Annotated in this window: 16 protein-coding genes; 10 read left to right on the forward strand and 6 right to left on the reverse strand. The window is 71.9% G+C overall.

Annotation, left to right across the window (positions count from 1 at the left end; genetic code table 11):
- Window positions 1-72: 72 nt before the first annotated feature.
- Both ABD198_RS13330 and ABD198_RS13335 read right to left on the reverse strand, forming a co-directional pair.
- The gene (locus tag ABD198_RS13330) at window positions 73-1,587 is read right to left on the reverse strand and encodes a sensor histidine kinase (RefSeq protein WP_344000695.1); all 1,515 of its coding nucleotides are present in this window, start codon (window positions 1,585-1,587) and stop codon (window positions 73-75) included.
- Window positions 1,584-2,324 carry a response regulator transcription factor gene (locus ABD198_RS13335; RefSeq protein ID WP_344000698.1) on the reverse strand — a complete coding sequence of 247 codons (741 nt, stop codon included), beginning with the start codon at window positions 2,322-2,324 and terminating at the stop codon, window positions 1,584-1,586. The genes ABD198_RS13330 and ABD198_RS13335 overlap by 4 nt, the downstream gene beginning before the upstream one ends.
- Window positions 2,325-2,439: 115 nt before the next feature.
- Between ABD198_RS13335 and ABD198_RS13340 the strand changes: the two genes are divergently transcribed.
- The gene (locus tag ABD198_RS13340) at window positions 2,440-3,189 is read left to right on the forward strand and encodes a PepSY domain-containing protein (protein ID WP_344000700.1); all 750 of its coding nucleotides are present in this window, start codon (window positions 2,440-2,442) and stop codon (window positions 3,187-3,189) included.
- Window positions 3,190-3,527: 338 nt separating this feature from the next.
- Here ABD198_RS13340 and meaB read toward each other — a convergent pair whose 3' ends face one another.
- Both meaB and ABD198_RS13350 read right to left on the reverse strand, forming a co-directional pair.
- On the reverse strand, window positions 3,528-4,484 hold the full coding sequence (meaB, locus tag ABD198_RS13345; RefSeq protein WP_344000702.1) for a methylmalonyl Co-A mutase-associated GTPase MeaB: 957 nt from the start codon (window positions 4,482-4,484) through the stop codon (window positions 3,528-3,530).
- 46 nt (window positions 4,485-4,530) lie between these two features.
- A complete protein-coding gene (locus ABD198_RS13350; RefSeq protein ID WP_344000703.1) occupies window positions 4,531-5,757 on the reverse strand; it encodes an acetyl-CoA C-acetyltransferase in 1,227 nt (408 codons plus the stop codon).
- Window positions 5,758-5,906: 149 nt separating this feature from the next.
- Between ABD198_RS13350 and mce the strand changes: the two genes are divergently transcribed.
- The 7 genes from mce (at window position 5,907) to ABD198_RS13385 (ending at window position 15,752) form a co-directional block, all read left to right on the forward strand.
- A complete protein-coding gene (gene mce / locus ABD198_RS13355) occupies window positions 5,907-6,347 on the forward strand; it encodes a methylmalonyl-CoA epimerase (RefSeq protein ID WP_167997635.1) in 441 nt (146 codons plus the stop codon).
- 230 nt (window positions 6,348-6,577) lie between these two features.
- Window positions 6,578-10,426 (forward strand): polarized growth protein Scy, encoded by a 3,849-nt coding sequence (gene scy, locus ABD198_RS13360; RefSeq protein ID WP_344000704.1) that lies wholly within the window; start codon window positions 6,578-6,580, stop codon window positions 10,424-10,426.
- Between the two features lie 385 nt (window positions 10,427-10,811).
- Entirely contained in the window at window positions 10,812-11,747 is a 936-nt protein-coding gene (locus ABD198_RS13365) for a coiled-coil domain-containing protein (protein ID WP_344000705.1), read from the forward strand.
- An 87-nt stretch (window positions 11,748-11,834) separates the two neighbouring features.
- Window positions 11,835-12,788, forward strand: a complete 954-nt coding sequence (locus ABD198_RS13370) for an ABC transporter ATP-binding protein (protein ID WP_344000706.1) — start codon at window positions 11,835-11,837, stop codon at window positions 12,786-12,788.
- 7 nt (window positions 12,789-12,795) lie between these two features.
- Entirely contained in the window at window positions 12,796-13,569 is a 774-nt protein-coding gene (locus ABD198_RS13375) for an ABC transporter permease (RefSeq protein ID WP_344000707.1), read from the forward strand.
- Between the two features lie 120 nt (window positions 13,570-13,689).
- The gene (locus tag ABD198_RS13380) at window positions 13,690-14,898 is read left to right on the forward strand and encodes an ABC transporter ATP-binding protein (protein ID WP_344000708.1); all 1,209 of its coding nucleotides are present in this window, start codon (window positions 13,690-13,692) and stop codon (window positions 14,896-14,898) included.
- Entirely contained in the window at window positions 14,895-15,752 is an 858-nt protein-coding gene (locus tag ABD198_RS13385; protein ID WP_344000709.1) for an ABC transporter permease subunit, read from the forward strand. Before ABD198_RS13380 ends, ABD198_RS13385 begins: the two co-directional genes overlap by 4 nt.
- 102 nt (window positions 15,753-15,854) lie before the next feature.
- On the opposite strand, the gene ABD198_RS13390 is transcribed toward ABD198_RS13385, so the two are convergent.
- Window positions 15,855-16,187 (reverse strand): ATP/GTP-binding protein, encoded by a 333-nt coding sequence (locus tag ABD198_RS13390; protein ID WP_344000710.1) that lies wholly within the window; start codon window positions 16,185-16,187, stop codon window positions 15,855-15,857.
- A gap of 239 nt (window positions 16,188-16,426) precedes the next feature.
- Between ABD198_RS13390 and ABD198_RS13395 the strand changes: the two genes are divergently transcribed.
- Window positions 16,427-17,455 (forward strand): LLM class flavin-dependent oxidoreductase, encoded by a 1,029-nt coding sequence (locus tag ABD198_RS13395; RefSeq protein WP_344000712.1) that lies wholly within the window; start codon window positions 16,427-16,429, stop codon window positions 17,453-17,455.
- Window positions 17,456-17,559: 104 nt separating this feature from the next.
- Here ABD198_RS13395 and ABD198_RS13400 read toward each other — a convergent pair whose 3' ends face one another.
- A complete protein-coding gene (locus tag ABD198_RS13400; RefSeq protein ID WP_167997644.1) occupies window positions 17,560-17,952 on the reverse strand; it encodes an SCO5389 family protein in 393 nt (130 codons plus the stop codon).
- 367 nt (window positions 17,953-18,319) lie between these two features.
- Between ABD198_RS13400 and nucS the strand changes: the two genes are divergently transcribed.
- Complete coding sequence (gene nucS, locus ABD198_RS13405; protein ID WP_344000713.1) at window positions 18,320-18,991, forward strand: endonuclease NucS; 672 nt, start codon at window positions 18,320-18,322, stop codon at window positions 18,989-18,991.
- Window positions 18,992-19,016 lie beyond the last annotated feature (25 nt).

A 19,016-nucleotide genomic window follows, 5' to 3' on the forward strand; every position in this document is an offset into this window, starting at 1 on the left:
CGGCCATCGGCCATCGCGTCAGTGTCGGCCATCGCGTCAGTTGTCACGCCGGTCGTCGCGCCGGTCGTCGCGTCAGTTGTCGCGCCGGTCGTCGCCCACCACCGGCAGGCGGAGCTCGAACAGGGCTCCGCCGGCCGGGGCGTCGCCGACCGTGAGCGTCCCGCCGTGCCGCACGGCGACATCCCGGGCGATGGCCAGGCCCAGACCCGCGCCGCCGTCGTCGCGGCTGCGGGCCGCGTCCAGCCGCACGAACCGCTCGAAGATCCGCTCCCGGTCGGCCTCCGGGACGCCCTCGCCATCGTCGGCGACGCCCAGCACCGCGCGGCCGCCCTCGCGGCGGACGGTGACCGTGACGGTCTCCCGGGCGTGCCGCTGGGCGTTGTCGAGGAGGTTGGCCAGCAATCGCCCCAATTGCCCCCGTGATCCGGCCACTTCGACCGGCTCCGCGTCCACGGCCACCCCGGTGCGCCCGGCGGACTCCTCGCGGGCCAGCGCCGCCAGGTCCACGGGGGTGCCGGCCGGCTTCTCCCCCGCGTCCAGGCGGGCGAGCAGCAGCAGGTCGGCGGCGAGCTGCTGGAGCCGCACGGTGTCGTGCACGGCGCCGTCGAGGTCCAGCAGCTCGGGGTGGGCGGCGGCCACCTCCAGCTGGGTGCGCAGGGAGGCGATGGGGCTGCGCAGCTCGTGCGAGGCGTCCGCGACGAACCGCCGCTGGCGCTCCACCGACGCCTCCAGCGCGGCCAGTGTCTCGTTGGTGGTGCGGGCCAGCCGGGCGATCTCGTCGTGCGTGGCCGGTTCCGGCACCCTGCGGGCGAGGTCCTCGGAAGCGGTGATCGCGGCCATCTCCCGGCGGATGCCCTCCACCGGGCGCAGCGCCCGCCCGGTGACCAGCCAGGTCACCCCGGCGACCACGGCCAGCAGGACGGGGAAGCCGATCAGCATGCCGGTCAGCGCGGTGTTCACCGCGCTGCGCTCGGCGGACAGCGCGGCACCGGCGTGCACGGTGAGGCGGCCCCGGTCCTTCGTCTCCACCTCGACCTCGGCGAAGCGGTAGTCCTCCGTGTCACCGTCGAGCGTGGCGGACCCGTTGGTGAAGTCCGTCTCCGGGGCGATCTCGCCCGGCTCGAGGCGTTCACGGTGATCGTCGTCGTCGCCGTCACCGCCCTCGTCGGAGCTGTCGGAGTCGTCCGAGCCGCCGTCCCCCCGGTCTTCCAGGTCTTCCCGGTCTTCCCGGTCTTCCCGGTCTTCGTTGCGCTCCGTCGCGGACGGAGCCGGGGTGACGTCCGTGATCCCCGTACCGCTGATCCGCTCCAGATCCTCGGTGGCCGCGACCAGCCGCCCGTCCTCGTCCACGACCTGCACCGGGCCGTCGTCGCCGTCCAGCCCGGACAGGTCCTTGTACGGCGTACCGGCGGCCAGTTCGGAGGCGACGGCACGGGCGGAGCGCTCCGCCCGCGTGCCCGCCTCGCCGATCAGGTTGGAGCGCAGCGAGAGCAGGACGGCGGTGCCGGCGGCGAGCAGCGCCACGGCGACCACCAGGGTCGCGGCGACGGTCGCCCGGGCACGCACCGAGCCGAACAGCCGCCTCATCGCGCCGGCTCCGTCTCTTCCGGGGCCTCCAGGCGGTAACCTGCGCCGCGCACGGTGCGGATCAGCGCGGAACGGAGCTTGCGGCGCAGGGCGCTGATGTACACCTCGACGATGTTCGGGTCGCCCTCGTAGGCGAAGTCCCAGACGTGCTCCAGGATCTCCGCCTTGGACACCACCTCGCCGGCGCGCAGCACCAGGTACTCCAGGACGGAGAACTCCTTGGCGGTGAGCGCGACTTCACTCGCGCCGAGGAAGACCCGCCGGGCAGCCGTGTCCACCTTCAGATCGCCATGCACGTGGACCGGGGAGGCCCCGGCGACCTGGGCGTGGCGGCGCAGCAGCGCCTTGACCCGGGCGACCAGGACGACGTACGAGAACGGCTTGGTCAGGTAGTCGTCCGCGCCGGTGTCCAGGCCCTCGGCCTCGTCGTACTCGCCGTCCTTCGCGGTGAGCATCAGGATCGGTACGTCGTGCCCGGCGGCGCGCAGGGCGGCGCAGACGCGGTAGCCGTTCAGGCCGGGCAGCATGATGTCGAGGATCACCAGGTCGTACGTCCCCTCGGTGGCCTGGTGCAGGCCCTCTCGGCCGTCGTGGACGACTTCCACGAGGTAGCCCTCGGCGGCGAGGCCCTTGGCGAGCGAGACGGCGAGGCGCTTCTCGTCCTCGACGATCAGAAGCCGGTACGGGCGGCGCGGGGCGCCTCCGGCGGGGCGGTGGTGGGACACGGGCGGGCGCATGCCACCAGGGTGGCAAAGGGAACCTGAAGTTCCCTTCAGGTGGCTTCAGCTTCCTCTCAGGGTCGTTCGGCGACATTGGCGGTGTCGTAATCGCAGTGACTCGGGAGGAGTCGACATGAAGCGCAACATCGTGATCGCCGTGGTGACAGCCGCGGCACTGGTGGGCGGCGGCACGGCCACCGCACTCGCGGTGTCGGGGGACGACGACGCGCCCGCGACGAAGACGCAGGCACAGACGCAGACGCAGAATCTGGCGCAGGCTCAGCAGGAAGCCGATGACGACGACACGGACCGCGACGACCGCGACGACCGCGACGAGCCGAACGACGATCGAGACGACCGGGATGACCGGAAGGACCGGGACGACCGGGACGAGCCGAACGACGACCGGGACGAAGCAAACGACGATCGAGACGAATCCGGAGCCGCCGGCTCCGGGAACGTGACCGCGGCCGAGGCGATCGCCGCCGCGCTGAAGCACACCCCGGGCACGGCCGTCTCCGCTGAGCTGGACGACCACGGGGACGACGACGGCGGCAGGGCCGTGTGGGAGGTCGACGTCCTGGACAAGGGCGACACCTGGTACAGCGTGCGGATCGACCCGAGCAGCGGAAACGTGCTGGGCTCCCACCGGGACGACGAGGACGACGCCGCCGAGGTCCGGGCCGCGCTGAAGGGCGCCTCGGTCACGGCCGAGGAGGCGGCGAAGGCCGCGTCGGCCAAGGGCACTGTCACGTCGGTGGAACTGGACGATGACAACGACAAGGGCTGGGAAATCGAGACGAACGGCTCCGCCGAGTGGAAGGTCGGCCTCAACAGCACCGACGTCACCCCCGACCAGGACGACTCGAGCGACGACGACTGATCTCGCCCCCGCCGCCCCTTCCCATCCCCGACCCCGGGGGCTGCCGCCCCCGGACCCCCGCACCGGCCCTGAACGGGCTCGTCCTCAAACACCGGACGGGCTGATTTTGCTCACCCGTCCCACTTCACATTGACCGAGTCAGGCGACGAGCACGCAAGCCCGGACACCCCAGGCCAGCGCCTTCAGACAACCGAGTGGGGCGGCGGGCGGGCAAGGCCCGGAGGTTCGGGGGCGGAGCCCCGAGACGGGCACTCTCAGCCAACCGAATCGGGCGGCGGGCGGGCAAGGCCCGGGGGGGCGGGGGCGGAGCCCCCGGTTTGGGCGTGCAGTGAAGGGGGTCAGTTTTCGGTCAGGCTTTGGACGAGTTCGTCCGCCGCTCGGTAGGGGTCCAGCTCGCCGGCGACGATGCGGTCGGCGAGGGCACCCAGGCGGCGGTCGCCGTGGAGGTCTCCGATGCGCTCCCGCAGGGCGGTCACGGCGATCGTCTCGACCTCCCGCGCGGCACGCGCCCTGCGCCGCTCCGCGAGAACGCCCCGCTCCTCCATCCACGCCCGGTGCTTGTCGAGCGCCTCGACGACCTCGTCGACGCCCTCCCCCTTCGCCGCGACCGTCTTGACGATGGGCGGACGCCAGTCGCCGGGCTTGCGGGCCTCGCCGAGGCCCAGCATGTGGTTCAGCTCCCGCGCGGTCGCGTCCGCCCCGTCGCGGTCGGCCTTGTTGACGACGTACACGTCACCGATCTCCAGGATTCCGGCCTTGGCCGCCTGGATCCCGTCGCCCATGCCCGGCGCCAGCAGCACCACCGACGTGTCGGCCTGGGAGGCGATCTCCACCTCCGACTGCCCGACCCCGACCGTCTCGACCAGGATCACGTCGCAGCCGGCCGCGTCCAGCACCCGGATCGCCTGGGGTGCCGCCCAGGCGAGCCCGCCCAGGTGGCCCCGGGTGGCCATGGAGCGGATGTAGACACCGGGGTCGGAGGCGTGCTCCGACATCCGGACCCGGTCCCCGAGCAGGGCCCCGCCGGAGAAGGGCGAGGAGGGGTCGACGGCCAGGACGCCGACCCGCTTCCCCTGTTTGCGGTAGGCGGTGACCAGCGCCGAGGTGGACGTCGACTTGCCCACCCCGGGAGAGCCGGTCAGACCGACCACGTACGCGTTGCCGGTCAGCGGCGCCAGCGCCGCCATGACCTCCCTGAGCTGCGGGGACGCCCCCTCCACCAGGGAGATCAGCCGGGCCACGGCCCGGGGCCTGCCCTCCCTGGCCTGGGCCACCAGAGTGGAGACGTCCTGCATCACAGCTCCGTTCGCGAGAGTCGTCCAGCAAACAACGGGGCGAGGCTCAGGCCTTCGGCACCCGTACGATCAGCGCGTCGCCCTGACCGCCGCCACCGCACAGCGCCGCCGCACCGACACCGCCGCCGCGCCGCTTCAGCTCCAGCGCCAGGTGCAGCACCAGCCGCGCACCGGACATGCCGATGGGGTGGCCGAGGGCAATCGCACCACCGTTGACGTTCACCTTTTCGGTGGACACGCCGAGGTCCTTCATGGACTGCACGGCGACCGCGGCGAACGCCTCGTTGATCTCGATGAGGTCGAGGTCGGAGACCTCCAGGCCCTCCTTCTTCAGCGCGTGCCGGATCGCGTTGGACGGCTGCGACTGGAGCGAGTTGTCGGGGCCGGCCACATTGCCGTGGGCGCCGATCTCGGCGATCCACTCCAGGCCCAGCTCCTGCGCCTTGGCCTTGCTCATCACGACCACGGCCGCCGCACCGTCCGAGATCTGCGAGCTGGAGCCGGCGGTGATGGTGCCGTCCTTGGCGAAGGCGGGGCGCAGCTTGCCGAGGGACTCGACGGTGGTGTCGCCGCGGATGCCCTCGTCCTTGCTGAACAGCACCGGGTCGCCCTTGCGCTGCGGGATCTCCACCGGGGTGATCTCGGCCTCGAAGACGCCGTTCTTCTGGGCGGCGGCGGCCCGCTGGTGGGACAGCGCGGCGATCTCGTCCTGCTCGGCGCGGCCGATGCCGAGGCGGGCGTTGTGCTTCTCGGTGGACTCGCCCATGGCGATGCCCTCGAAGGAGTCGGTCAGCCCGTCGTGCGCCATGGCGTCGAGCATCTGGACCGCGCCGTACTTGAAGCCCTCGCGGGACTTCGGCAGCAGGTGCGGGGCGTTGGTCATGGACTCCTGGCCGCCGGCGACGATCACGTCGAACTCGCCCGCGCGGATCAGCTGGTCGGCCAGCGCGATGGCGTCGAGGCCGGAGAGGCAGACCTTGTTGATGGTGAGCGCCGGCACGTTCATCGGGATGCCGGCCTTGACGGCGGCCTGGCGGGCCGGGATCTGCCCTGCCCCGGCCTGGAGCACCTGCCCCATGATCACGTACTGGACCTGGTCGCCACCGATCCCCGCACGGTCGAGGGCGGCCTTGATCGCGAAGCCGCCGAGGTCGGCTCCGGAGAAGGACTTCAGCGAACCGAGCAGCCGCCCCATCGGGGTGCGGGCGCCCGCGACGATGACGGACGTCGTGCCGTTCGCTGCGGAAGTCGTTGCGGAAGATGCAGAAGACATGAGCTGCGATCCCCTTACCGGCCTGCACAGCCGAGGAGTGAACGAGGGTTTACTTCGAATGTACTGACGCTGTGCGGACCGCGTCATCGGCCCTTCGGTGTGATCGCGCGCACGTTGCGTAACCACGCCGGGGGCGCTGCACTGAATCCATGCTGACGCGAATCGACCACATCGGGATCGCCTGTTTCGACCTGGACAAGACCGTCGAGTTCTACCGGTCGACCTACGGCTTCGAGGTCTTCCACACCGAGGTCAACGAGGAGCAGGGCGTGCGCGAGGCCATGCTCAAGATCAACGAGACCTCGGACGGCGGCGCCTCCTACCTGCAGCTGCTGGAGCCGACCCGGGAGGACTCCACCGTCGCCAAGTGGCTCGCCAAGAACGGCGAGGGCGTGCACCACATCGCCTTCGGTACGGCGGATGTCGACGGGGACGCAGCCGCCATCAAGGACAAGGGCGTACGCGTTCTGTACGAAGAGCCCCGGCGCGGCTCCATGGGGTCACGCATCACCTTCCTGCACCCCAAGGACTGCCACGGCGTACTGACCGAACTGGTCACTTCGGCGCCCGTTGAACCGTCCGAGCACTGACCCACGTACATATGGGCCGGTAGGGTTGGGTGCGGTCGCCGCTCGATCCAGGGTGACCAGGTCCTGCCGTCACGGGTGGCAGGACCACCGGGGTCCGGTTTCGGGGGGCGAGCGCCGGGGCAGCAGCCCATGCTCAGCCGTTGATCTGACACCATTCCCCGGGGGCCCCGTTCGGCGGATGGACGGGAGCCCGGCCAGACTTGCGACCAGGGGACGGATGGGACCGCGCAGTGCGGGGCTACGAGAGCCAGGAGCGAGAGCCGGCGGCTGACGTCGACCACCTCTCTCGGTTCGAAGCCGAGATGAAGCGGCTGAAGACCGAGCGGGAGAAGGCGATCCAGCACGCCGAGGACCTCGGCTACCAGGTCGAGGTGCTGCGCGCCAAGCTGCACGAGGCGCGCCGCACCATCATGTCCCGGCCCGCCTACGACGGCGGCGACATCGGTTACCAGGCCGAGCAGTTGCTGCGGAACGCGCAGCTGCAGGCCGATCAGCTGCGGGCCGAGGCCGAGCGGGAGCTGAGCCAGGCCCGCGCCCAGACGCAGCGCATCCTCCAGGAGCACGCGGAGCAGGCGGCGCGGCTCCAGGCCGAGCTGCACCAGGAGGCGGTGACCCGGCGCCAGCAGCTCGACCAGGAGCTGGCGGAGCGCCGGCAGACGGTCGAGACGCACGTCAACGAGAACGTGGCGTGGGCGGAGCAGCTGCGTGCCCGCACCGAGCAGCAGGCCCGCCGGCTGCTGGAGGAGTCCCGCGCGGAGGCCGAGCAGGCGATGGCCGCGGCGCGTGCGGAGGCCGAGCGGCTGACCGCCGAGGCCCGCCAGCGGCTGCAGAGCGAGGCCGAGGCGGCCCGTGCGGAGGCGGAGCAGATCCTGCGCCGGGCCCGGGCGGACGCCGAGCGGCTGCTGAACGCCGCCTCCACGCAGGCGCAGGAGGCCACCGACCACGCCGAGCAGCTGCGCACCTCCACGGTCACCGAGTCGGAGGCCGCGCGCCGCCAGGCGATGGAGATGAGCAAGGCCGCCGAGCAGCGGATGGCCGAGGCGGAGGCGGCGCTGCGCGAGGCGCGGGCCGAGGCGGAGAAGGTGCTCGCCGAGGCGAAGGAGACCGCCGCCAAGGCGATCGCCTCCGCGGAGGCGGCCAACGAGACCCGTACGCGCACCGCCAAGGAGCAGGTGGCGCGGCTGGTCGAGGAGGCCACGAAGGAGGCCGAGCAGACCAAGGCCGAGGCCGAGCAGGTCATCGCCGACGCCCGCGCGGAGGCCGAGAAGATCGTCGCCGAGGCGTCGGAGAAGGCCCGGACGCTCACCGCCGAGGAGACCGCGACCCAGCTGTCGCAGGCCGCGCGGACCGCCGAGGACGTGCTCAACAAGGCGTCCGAGGAGGCCAAGCAGACCACCAAGGCGGCCGCCGAGGAGGCCGAGCGGATCCGCCGCGAGGCGGAGGCCGAGGCGGACCGGCTGCGCGCGGAGGCGCACGACATCGCCGAGCAGCTCAAGGGCGCGGCGAAGGACGACACCAAGGAGTACCGCGCCAAGACGGTCGAGCTGCAGGAGGAGGCCCGCCGGCTGCGCGGCGAGGCCGAGCAGCTGCGCGCCGACGCGGTCGCCGAGGGCGAGAAGATCCGCGCGGAGGCCCGCAAGGAGGCCGTGGCGCAGATCGAGGAGGCGGCGAAGTCCGCCGAGGAGCTGCTGGCCAAGGCGAAGGCGGACGCGGACGAGCTGCGCTCCACCGCGCAGACCGACAGCGAGAAGGTCCGCACCGAGGCGATCGAGCGGGCCACCACGCTGCGCCGGCAGGCCGAGGAGACGCTGCAGCGCACCCGCAAGGAGGCCGAGCGGCACCGCGAGGAGGCGGTGGAGCAGGCCGAGGCGCTCATGGCGGACGCCGAGCGGGCGGCGCGGGAGCTGCGCGAGGAGGCGGAGCGTGCCGCCGAGGCCCGGCGTGCGGAGGCCGCCGAGGAGCTGACGCGCCTGCAGCGGGAGGCCGACGAGCGGCTGGCCGCCGCCGAGCAGGCGCTGAGCGAGGCCCGCGAGGAGGCGGCCCGGATCCGCCAGGAGGCCGCCGAGGAGACCGAGCGGCTGCGCGCCGAGGCCGCGGAGCGGATCCGCACCCTGCAGCAGCAGGCGGAGGCGGAGGCCGAGCGGCTGCGCACCGAGGCGGCCGCGGACGCGTCGGCGTCCCGCGCGGAGGGCGAGGCCGTCGCGGTGCGGCTGCGCAGCGAGGCCGCGACGGAGGCGGAGCGGCTGAAGGCGGAGGCGCAGGAGACCGCGGACCGGGTGCGCGCCGAGGCGGAGGCGGCCGCCGAGCGGCTGGGCACCGAGGCGTCGGAGACGCTGGCCGCCGCGCAGGAGGAGGCCGCCCGCCGCCGCCGCGAGGCGGAGGAGCTGCTGGGCGCGGCCCGGCAGGAGGCGGACCAGGAGCGCGAGCGGGCCCGCGAGCAGAGCGAGGAGCTGCTGGCCGCGGCGCGCAAGCGGGTCGACGAGGCGCAGGCCGAGGCCGTGCGGCTGGTGGAGGAGGCCGACCGGCGGGCCACCGAGATGGTGTCGGCGGCCGAGCAGCACGCGGCGCAGGTGCGCGAGTCGGTGGCCGGGCTGCACGAGCAGGCCCAGGAGGAGATCACCGGGCTGCGCAGCGCCGCCGAGCACGCGGCGGAGCGCACCCGCCGGGAGGCCGAGGAGGAGGCGGACCGGGTCCGCGCCGACGCCTACGCGGAGCGGGAGCGGGCGAGCGAGGACGCGAGCCGGCTGCGGGCCGAGGCCCGGGAGGAGACCGAGGCGGCCAAGACGCTCGCCGAGCGCACGGTGTCGGAGGCGATCACCGAGGCCGACCGGATCCGCTCGGAGGCGAGCGAGTACGCCCAGCGGGTGCGCACGGAGGCGTCGGAGACGGTCGCGGAGGCCGAGCAGAGCGCGGCGCGCACCCGTGCGGAGGCCCGCGAGGACGCCAACCGGATCCGTTCGGAGGCGGCGACGCAGGCGGACACGCTGGTCACCGAGGCGCGCAAGGAGGCGGAGCGGCTCACCGCGGAGACGGTCGCGGAGGCGGACCGGCTGCGGGCGGAGTCGGTGGCCAAGGCGGAGAAGCTGATCTCGGACGCCACCAGCGACGCGGAGCGGCTGCGGGCCGAGGCGGCGGAGGCGGTCGGTTCGGCGCAGCAGCACGCGGAGCGGGTGCGCGAGGAGGCCGACCGGGTGAAGGCGGAGGCCGAGGCGGAGGCGGAGCGCCTGGTGGCGTCCGCCCGCGAGGAGGCCGAGCGCACCCTGGACGAGGCGCGCCAGGACGCCAACAAGCGGCGCAGCGAGGCGGCCGAGCAGGTCGACAAGCTCATCACGGAGACCACGGCCGAGGCGGACAAGCTGCTCGCGGAGGCGCAGCAGCAGGCGCTGAAGACCACCGCGGACGCGGAGTCGCAGGCGGACACCATGGTGGGCGCGGCCCGCAGCGAGGCCGAGCGGATCGTCTCCGAGGCGACCGTGGAGGGCAACTCGCTGGTGGAGAAGGCCCGTGCGGACGCGGACGAGCTGCTGGTCGGCGCGCGCCGGGACGCCACGCAGATCCGGGAGCGCGCCGAGGAGCTGCGGGACCGCATCACCAGCGAGATCGAGGAGCTGCACGAGCGGGCCCGCCGGGAGGCGGCCGAGACGATGAAGTCGACCGGTGACCGCTGCGACGCGCTGATCAAGGCGGCCGAGGAGCAGCTGGCCAAGGCCGAGGCGAAGGCGAAGGAGATCGTCTCCGAGGCCAACTCGGAGGCCGGCAAGGTGCGTATCGCCGCCGTGAAGAAGGCGGAGGGCCTGCTGAAGGAGGCCGAGCAGAAGAAGACGGCGCTCATCAAGGAGGCCGAGGAGCTGAAGGCCGAGGCGGTCCGCGAGGCGCGGCGCACGGTCGAGGAGGGCAAGCGCGAGCTGGAGGTGCTGGTGCGGCGCCGTGAGGACATCAATGCCGAGATCTCGCGGGTGCAGGACGTCCTGGAGGCCCTGGAGTCCTTCGAGGCTCCGGCGAGTTCCAAGGAGAACGGGGTCAAGGCGGGAGCGTCGGTGGGCGCGCCCCGCTCGGGTGGCAAGTCCTCCGAGAGCTAGGGGGTGTCCGCAAAGTCCCGCCTGCTCCGCGACTTTGCGGACACCCCCTAAGGCCCGTTGGGCGGCCGGGACCCGTGGGGCGCCCCGTCACCGGACGGCAGGGACCTTCCGGCCGCTCCGTCCGCGCGGCGGCGCTCCGATGCCGCACGGTCCGCCCTCGCGTTGGGCGAGGGGGTCACACGGACGGAGGAGACAGTCCCGGCGAAACGGGTGAAATCACCCCGACTCAGGGGGCTTTGACCAAGGCTTTGGCAAGTGGTCCGGCCGTCAGCCACTCAAAAGGGGTGTCATTCTCCGTATCAAACGTGCATCCGCTCGATGACACACCGCTTCGGCCCCTAGGATTCCACCTATCACCTCACCGGTCTCATTCGACAGGAACCCCATGAGCGACACTTCCCCCTACGGCTTCGAGCTTGTGCGGCGTGGGTACGACCGCGCTCAGGTGGACGAACGTATCTCCAAGCTCGTCTCCGACCGTGACAGTGCACTCGCCCGCATCAGCGCCCTGGAAAAGCGGATCGAGGAGCTCCACCTCGAGACGCAGAACGCCCAGGCACAGATCAACGACGCCGAGCCGTCGTACGCCGGCCTCGGTGCCCGGGTCGAGAAGATCCTGCGGCTCGCCGAGGAAGAGGCGAAGGACCTGCGCGAGGAGGCCCGGCGCGCGGCCGAGCAGCACCGCGAGCTCGCCGAGTCGGCGGCCCAGCAGGTGCGCAACGACGCCGAGGCCTACGCGGCGGAGCGCAAGGCCAAGGCCGAGGACGAGGGCGCCCGGATCATCGAGAAGGCCAAGAGCGAGGCCGCCCAGCTGCGCGCCGAGGCGCAGAGGGACGCGCAGTCCAAGCGCGAGGAGGCGGACGCCCTCTTCGAGGAGACCCGCGCCAAGGCCGCGCAGGCCGCCGCCGACTTCGAGACGAACCTCGCCAAGCGCCGCGAGCAGTCCGAGCGCGACCTGGCCTCCCGACAGGCGAAGGCCGAGAAGCGCCTCGCGGAGATCGAGCACCGCGCCGAGCAGCTGCGCCTGGAGGCGGAGAAGCTGCGCACCGACGCCGAGCGCCGTGCCCGCCAGACGGTGGAGACCGCGCAGCGCCAGGCCGAGGACATCGTGGCGGACGCCAACGCCAAGGCCGACCGGATCCGTTCGGAGTCCGAGCGCGAGCTGGCCGCCCTGACCAACCGCCGCGACTCCATCAACGCCCAGCTGACGAACGTCCGCGAGATGCTCGCCACGCTGACCGGTGCCGCGGTGGCCGCGACCGGTACGCCCGCCGAGGAGGAGCCGGTCTCCCGCGGGGTCCCGGCCCAGCAGTCCCGGTAACGCCCTCGGGGACGTCGGCCCGTAAAAGTGCGAAGCCCTCTGCCACTGAGGTGGCAGAGGGCTTCGTCGCCCTCTAGCGTGGGCGTCATGATCGAGCTCGAGGGGCTGACCAAGCGGTACGGCGAGAAGATCGCGGTGAACAATCTGACCTTCACCGTCAGGCCGGGCATCGTCACGGGCTTTCTCGGCCCCAACGGAGCGGGCAAGTCGACCACGATGCGGATGATGCTGGGCCTGGACCGGCCCACCGCGGGCGATGTGCGGATCGACGGCAAGCACTACGACCAGCTGAAGGACCCGCTGAAGTACATCGGCGCGCTGCTGGACGCCAAGGCGGTGCACGGCGGGCGCACCGCCTTCAACCATCTGCTCTGCCTCGCACAGAGCAACGGCATCCCGAAGCAGCGGGTGCACGAGGTGCTGGACACGGTGGGCCTGACCGCGGTGGCGAAGAAGAAGGCCAAGGGGTTCTCCCTCGGCATGGGCCAGCGGCTCGGCATCGCCGCCGCGCTGCTGGGCGACCCGCGGATCCTGATGTTCGACGAGCCGGTCAACGGCCTCGACCCCGAGGGCATCCACTGGATCCGTACGCTGATGAAGTCGCTCGCCGCGCAGGGGCGTACGGTCTTCGTCTCCTCCCATCTGATGAGCGAGATGGCGCTGACCGCGGACCATCTCGTGGTCATCGGCCAGGGCCGGCTGCTCGCCGACACCTCGATGGCCGAGTTCATCGCCCGCAACTCACGCTCCTACGTCCGGGTGCGCAGCCCGCAGCGGGAGAAGCTGCTCGACGTGCTGCACCAGGCCGGGATCACCGCCCAGGACCGCGGGGACGGTGCGCTGGAGGTGGACGGCTGCAAGGCCGAGTACATCGGGGAGCTGGCGGCCCGGCACCAGCTGGTGCTGCACGAGCTGAGTCCCCAGCAGGCCTCCCTGGAGGAGGCGTTCATGCAGTTGACCGCGGAGTCGGTGGAGTACCACGCGCACTCCGACGCGCCGTCCGCCCCGCAGCAGTGGGGCGAGGGCTGGAAGAAGGGCTGAGCTGAGCATGGCGGCAACGCAGGTCGTCCGGTCCGAATGGACCAAGATCCGGTCGGTGGCGTCCACGGTGTGGACGCTGTCCCTGGCGGCGGTGGTCACCATCGCGCTCGGCATGCTGATCTCGGCGCTGTCGAAGTCCGAGTTCGACAACATGAGCACCCGGGACCGGCTCTCCTTCGATCCCACCTTCATCAGCTTCGCCGGGATGAGCCTCGGTCAGCTGGCGATGATCGTGTTCGGTGTGCTGGTGGTGTCGAACGAGTACAGCACCGGCATGATCCGCGTCTCGCTGGCGGCCGTGCCGCAGCGCGGCACCTTCCTGTTCGGCAAGATCGCGGTCGCCACCGCGCTCGCCCTGGTCGTCGGCATGGCCACCAGCTTCGCCGCGTTCTTCCTCGGCCAGGCGATGCTCGGCGAGCACCGGGCCTCGATCGGGGACGACGGGGTGCTGCGGGCGGTGATCGGCGGCGGCCTCTACATGACGCTGATCGCGATGTTCTCGATGGGCGTGGCCGCGATGCTGCGCTCGCCGATGCTGTCGCTGGGCATCCTGATGCCGTTCTTCTTCCTGATCTCCAACATCCTCGGCAACGTGGACGCCACGAAGAAGATCGGCCAGTTCCTGCCCGACCAGGCGGGCAGCAAGATCATGCAGGTGGTCCCGCCGGTCGGCGACGACACCCCGTACGGGCCCTGGGGCGGGCTGGGGATCATGGCGCTGTGGGTGCTGGCCGCGCTCATCGGCGGCTATGTGCTGCTGAAGCGGCGCGACGCACAGTGAATGATCACGTGCGAGCGGTTTTTGCCTCGTCTTGAACGGAACCGTCAGCGCCCGGATATCCTCCTAACCCTTACGGGGGCGTGTGCCCCGCTGTCCTGAACCTTGCGATGGGTGCGGAGCATGATCGAGGCAGTCGGCCTGACCAAGCGGTACGGCGACAAGACCGCTGTGTACAACCTTTCCTTCCAGGTGCGGCCCGGTGCCGTCACCGGCTTCCTGGGCCCCAACGGCTCCGGCAAGTCGACGACGATGCGGATGATCCTCGGCCTGGACAACCCCACGGCCGGGCACGTCACGATCGGCGGCTACCCCTACCGCAAGCTGCCCAACGCCCCCCGCCAGGTCGGCGCGCTGCTGGACGCCAAGGCGGTGCACGGCGGCCGGTCCGCCCGCAACCACCTGCTGAGCCTCGCCCAGCTGTCGGGCATCCCCGCCCGCCGGGTGGACGAGGTGCTCGGTGTGGTGGGTCTGCACCAGGTGGCCGGGAAGCGGTCCAAGGGGTTCTCCCTCGGCATGGGCCAGCGGCTCGGCATCGCCGCCGCGCTGCTGGGCGACCCGCAGGTGCTGCTGTTCGACGAACCGGTCAACGGCCTCGACCCCGAGGGCATCCTCTGGGTGCGCAATCTGATGAAGTCCCTCGCGGCCGAGGGCCGCACGGTCTTCGTCTCCTCGCACCTGATGAGCGAGATGGCGCTGACCGCCGACCACCTCATCGTGATCGGCCGCGGGCAGCTGCTGGCCGACATGAGCGTGAAGGACTTCATCGCCGCCAACTCGGCCGGCTTCGCGCGGGTGCGCACCCCGGACACCGAGCCGCAGGCCCGGGAGAAGCTGTCGGCCGCCCTCACCGAGGCGGGCGGGCATGTGCTGCCCGAGCAGGACGGCGCGCTGCGGGTGACCGGACTGCCGCTGCCGCGCATCAGCGACATCGCCCACGACAACGACGTACGGCTGTGGGAGCTGTCGCCGCATCAGGCCTCGCTGGAGGAGGCGTACATGCGGATGACGCAGGGCGCGGTCGACTACCGCTCGACCACCGACCAGAAGGCCGGCCTCCAGCAGCCGCTGCCGCCCGGCGCGCAGCCGCCGATGCCGGTGCCGGGCCAGGGCCAGCCGGGCTGGTATCCCCCGCCGCCGCCCCAGCAGGGGCAGCCCTACGCGGCCCCCCAGGCCCCCGCCGTCGCCCCTGAGGCCAATCCGTACGCCCAGCCCGCCGGGCAGCCCGGACAGCAGGCCCCGCAGGCCCCGCAGGCCCCGGCCGCGCCCGCCGCGGCGCCCGGGAACGCTCCCTCCGCCGCCGACCTGACCAAGCCCGAGGACGCCCGATGAGCACGCCCCAGCCCCCGATGCCGCACACCGCACCCGAGTGGCAGGCCGCCCAGCCCGGCTACACCTCACCCATCCCGGTGGTGCGCACGCACCTCGGGCACGCCCTCGCCTCCGAGTGGACGAAGATCCGGTCGGTGCGCTCCACGATGTGGACGCTCGGGGTGTTCGTGCTGCTCGTCGTCGGCATCGGTCTGCTCACCGGTCTCGTGGTCTCCAGCCAGGACGCCGACCTCGGCGGTGAGAGCCCGCTCGGGCTCGGCTTCTTCGGGCTGCTGCTCGGCAGCATGTGCCTCATCACGCTGGGCGTGCTGACCACGGCCTCCGAGTACGGCACCGGCATGATCCGCACCACCATGGTCGCCTGCCCCTCACGGGCCCGGGTGCTCGCGGCGAAGGCGATCGTCTTCTTCCTGGTCGCCTTCGTGGTGACCCTGGTGTCCGCCACGCTCATCGGCTTGCTGCACGTGGCGATGCTCGAGGGCAACGGGGCGAAGGACCCCTCCGGCGGCGAGTGGCTGAAGGGCACCGTCGGCGTCTCGCTCTACCTCGCCCTGCTCGGCACGCTGTCGCTCGCGGTCGGCTCGATCATCCGGCACTCCGCCGGGGCCATCACCATCATGATCGGTGCGCTGCTCGCCCCGCTGGTGATCGCGCTGTTCATGTTCTCGGAGTCGCTCAAGGACGTGCAGCAGGCGCTGTTCGAGTACTCCATCCCGAACCAGATGAGCGTCTTCTACGCCAACTCCCTGAGCGAGTCCGGCCCGTCCGGCTGGGACCCGGTGTGGATCATGCTGACCATCACGGCCGCCGCGCTGGCCGGTGCCTTCGCCCTGCTGGAGAAGCGGGACGTGTGAGCACACGGCGGTGACCGCTTCCGCGGTGACCGCGAGGGCCTCCGCGCCGGCCGCGGGGGCTTCCTCACCGGCCGCGAGGCTTCCTCGCCGGCCGCGGGGGCTTCAGAACCTCGGCGCGTTACGGGACCGCTGCACCCGCGTGGTGCGGCGGTCCTTCGCGTTCCAGCAGGACTTGTGCCAGTGCCGGCGCTCGTCCACCCCGGAGAACTCCGGCCAGGCCACCACGTGCGGCACACCGGCCGGAATCAACTGGTCGCAGCCCGGGCAGCGGTAGGCCTTGCCCCGCGCGCTGGCGCCCGCCACGTGCCGTACGGTCCACTCCTCGCCCTGCCAGCTCTCCGTGGACTGCCAGCCACCGTAGCGGCCGGAGCGGTCGTCCTCGGCGCTCCGGCCGGACGAACCGGATCCCTTCGGTCGGTTGCGACGCGGGGACACAGGACACCTCACGGGCTATACAGGATGCACGGGCCGCATCCAGCCTACGTGCCCCGCGCAGGGGTACGCGTACGGCTCCGGTCGTCACACGGCCCCGTCCGGCGACGCCGCACCCGCTCCCGAGCGGCCGATTCTGCAGACAATCGGCAAATCCTCCGCCCGGCCGTGTCCTCGGCACGTGTCAGGCGGTTATGCCGTGTGGGGGAGCTCCGCGTCGGAGCCAAGGAAGCAGGAAAGCAATGCGCGTTGGAAGTTTCGTGTTGGCCGCCCAGTTCCCCGGGCAGGGCGAGGGGGAGGCGCTGCACCGCGCGGTCCGCTCGGCCGAGGTGGCCGAGGAGGCGGGGCTCGACACGGTCTGGCTGGCCGAGCACCACTTCGTGCCGTACGGCACCTGCCCGTCGGCGGTCACGCTGGCCGCCCTGCTGCTGGGCCGCACCCGCCGGCTGAGGGTCGGCACGGCGGTCAGCGTGCTGCCCACCACCCACCCCGTGACCCTCGGCGAGCAGGCCGCGCTGCTGCACATCACCAGCGGCGGCCGCTTCTCGCTGGGCGTGGGGCGCGGCGGCCCCTGGGTGGACCTGGAGGTCTTCGGCTCCGGTCTCGAGGCGTACGAGAAGGGTTTCCCCGAATCCCTCGATCTGCTGGTGCGCTGGCTGCGCGAACCGTCCGTGGCGGCCGACGGCGAGCGCTACCGGTTCCGTGAAGTCCCCGTCGTTCCCCGCCCGTCGGAGGCGCTCACGGAGACGGACGGCCCCGAGGTCGTCGTCGCCTGCACCTCGCCGTCCAGCGTGCGGCTGGCCGCCGAGCGCGGGCTGCCGATGCTGCTCGGCATGCACGTGGGCGACGAGGAGAAGGCCGAGATGGTCGCCCTGTGGCGGCGGCACGCCCGCGCCAGCGGCCGGTCCCCCGAGGAGGTCCACCGCGCCGCGCATGTGTCGGCCGGTGTCTGCCAGATCGCCGACCGGCGGGCCGACGCGGCGGAGGCGCTGCTGAAGGCGATGCCGGGCTGGCTGCGCCAGGGCCTGGGCGCCCATGTCACCGTGGACGGCCGGGCGCGGCAGATGCGCGATCCGCTGGCGTACACCGAACTGCTCTGCGGACTGCACCCGGTGGGCACCCCGGCGCTGTGTGCGGACCGGCTGGCGGCGACCAGCGAGCGGACCGGCATCTGTCGTTTCGCGCTGCTCGTCGAGGGATCCGGCGATCTCGCGGCGACCGAGGAGAACGTACGGCGCCTCGGTGCCGAGGTGCTGCCCCGGCTCGCCTGAACCGAGCGTGGCCGCCTGCGCGGATCACGTGCCATGGAGGCTTGCCGCCCCTGGTACTGACTGCACCTCCCGCGTACGGAGCGGCAAGCAGACGATGGGGCGCGTCAGCAGTCGCGCAGCTCCGGCGACTGGTTCAGCAGCTGACTGCGGACCGAGGTGAAGCGGGCCAGCGTCTCGTCGACCGAGGAGTCAAGCGGGAACACGGCCACCCGGTGGCAGTTCTGGAAGGCCAGCCGAACACCGAAGTGCCGTTGCAGCGCGCCGCGTATCGCGTCACTCGCGAGCGCACGCAGCAGCTGACCGCGTGCCTGCTCGTCCGGCGGGGGCGTCTGGTTGTCGGCGAACTCTCCGCCGTCCACCTTCAGCTGGGCCACCAGGGAGCTGATCATCTCCCACGCGTAGGGCAGGGAGGTCCGGACGCAGTCGACGAATTCTGCTTCGTCGACCTCGCCTCGCTCGGCCTGTTCGAGTAGGGCCGGTGAGACGTCGAGCGACATGGGTTCTCCTCTCGCACCCCCGACGAGCAGGGGTTGCCTGACAGATATGGGAGCTCGCGTAATCGGACACGCTGCGTACACACCTCGCGACCTCCCGTTCAATACCGTAAGCAACCGGAGGTGCCCGCACCAGGACATTGCCCGGATGACAAACATCCAGTGGGCAGGTAATCGGCCATCGTGGAACAGGGGTTTTCCAGGAGATTCAGGACGTGTCGCAGCGCCTGGTGAGGCGCGTGAGAGGGGGCCTCGAGGGGCGGGTGCGGACGCCCCGGGCACCGGTCGCGGACGGCCTGCCCGGCCGAGCCGGGGCGGGTTGCGAGGGCGAATCGCGTCGGGGCGGGGCGGTCGAGTAGCGTTGCCGACCATGCGTCTCGTCATTGCCCGCTGCTCCGTGGACTACGCCGGACGGCTCACCGCGCACCTGCCGTCGGCACCCCGTCTGATCCTGATCAAGGCGGACGGCAGTGTCTCCATCCACGCCGACGACCGGGCCTACAAGCCCCTGAACTGGATGTCGCCGCCCTGCACCCTCAAGGAGGGCACGGGCGACCAGGAAGGCGTGTGGACCGTCGTCAACAAGGCGGGTGAGAAACTCATCATCACCATGGAGGAGATCCTCCACGACTCCACGCACGAACTGGGCGTGGATCCCGGCCTGATCAAGGACGGCGTGGAAGCACACCTCCAGGAGCTGCTCGCCGACCGGATCGAGACACTCGGCGAGGGCTACACCCTGATCCGCCGCGAGTACATGACCGCCATCGGCCCGGTCGACATCCTGTGCCGGGACGCCGAGGGGCAGACGGTGGCGGTGGAGATCAAGCGCCGCGGTGAGATCGACGGTGTGGAGCAACTCACCCGCTATCTCGAGCTGTTGAACCGCGATCCGCATCTCGCCCCGGTGCGCGGCATCTTCGCCGCCCAGGAGATCAAGCCGCAGGCGCGGGTGCTCGCCACCGACCGGGGCATCAGCTGCCAGATCCTCGACTACGACGCCCTGCGCGGCATCGAGGACGACAAGCTGCGGCTGTTCTAGGACTCTTACCGCGGCTGATCCAGGG

It is taken from the genome of Streptomyces thermocarboxydovorans (genome assembly GCF_039524635.1).
Classification (GTDB): Bacteria; Actinomycetota; Actinomycetes; order Streptomycetales; family Streptomycetaceae; genus Streptomyces; species Streptomyces thermocarboxydovorans.

What these genes read in the sequence shown, in the direction of transcription:
- ABD198_RS13330 (WP_344000695.1), bottom strand. Translation starts at nt 1,587, where the DNA reads ATGAGGCGGCTGTTCGGCTCGGTGCGTGCCCGGGCGACCGTCGCCGCG.
- ABD198_RS13335 (WP_344000698.1), bottom strand. Translation starts at nt 2,324, where the DNA reads ATGCGCCCGCCCGTGTCCCACCACCGCCCCGCCGGAGGCGCCCCGCGC.
- ABD198_RS13340 (WP_344000700.1), top strand. Translation starts at nt 2,440, where the DNA reads ATGAAGCGCAACATCGTGATCGCCGTGGTGACAGCCGCGGCACTGGTG.
- meaB (WP_344000702.1), bottom strand. Translation starts at nt 4,484, where the DNA reads ATGCAGGACGTCTCCACTCTGGTGGCCCAGGCCAGGGAGGGCAGGCCC.
- ABD198_RS13350 (WP_344000703.1), bottom strand. Translation starts at nt 5,757, where the DNA reads ATGTCTTCTGCATCTTCCGCAACGACTTCCGCAGCGAACGGCACGACG.
- mce (WP_167997635.1), top strand. Translation starts at nt 5,907, where the DNA reads ATGCTGACGCGAATCGACCACATCGGGATCGCCTGTTTCGACCTGGAC.
- ABD198_RS13365 (WP_344000705.1), top strand. Translation starts at nt 10,812, where the DNA reads ATGAGCGACACTTCCCCCTACGGCTTCGAGCTTGTGCGGCGTGGGTAC.
- ABD198_RS13370 (WP_344000706.1), top strand. Translation starts at nt 11,835, where the DNA reads ATGATCGAGCTCGAGGGGCTGACCAAGCGGTACGGCGAGAAGATCGCG.
- ABD198_RS13375 (WP_344000707.1), top strand. Translation starts at nt 12,796, where the DNA reads ATGGCGGCAACGCAGGTCGTCCGGTCCGAATGGACCAAGATCCGGTCG.
- ABD198_RS13380 (WP_344000708.1), top strand. Translation starts at nt 13,690, where the DNA reads ATGATCGAGGCAGTCGGCCTGACCAAGCGGTACGGCGACAAGACCGCT.
- ABD198_RS13385 (WP_344000709.1), top strand. Translation starts at nt 14,895, where the DNA reads ATGAGCACGCCCCAGCCCCCGATGCCGCACACCGCACCCGAGTGGCAG.
- ABD198_RS13395 (WP_344000712.1), top strand. Translation starts at nt 16,427, where the DNA reads ATGCGCGTTGGAAGTTTCGTGTTGGCCGCCCAGTTCCCCGGGCAGGGC.
- ABD198_RS13400 (WP_167997644.1), bottom strand. Translation starts at nt 17,952, where the DNA reads ATGTCGCTCGACGTCTCACCGGCCCTACTCGAACAGGCCGAGCGAGGC.
- nucS (WP_344000713.1), top strand. Translation starts at nt 18,320, where the DNA reads ATGCGTCTCGTCATTGCCCGCTGCTCCGTGGACTACGCCGGACGGCTC.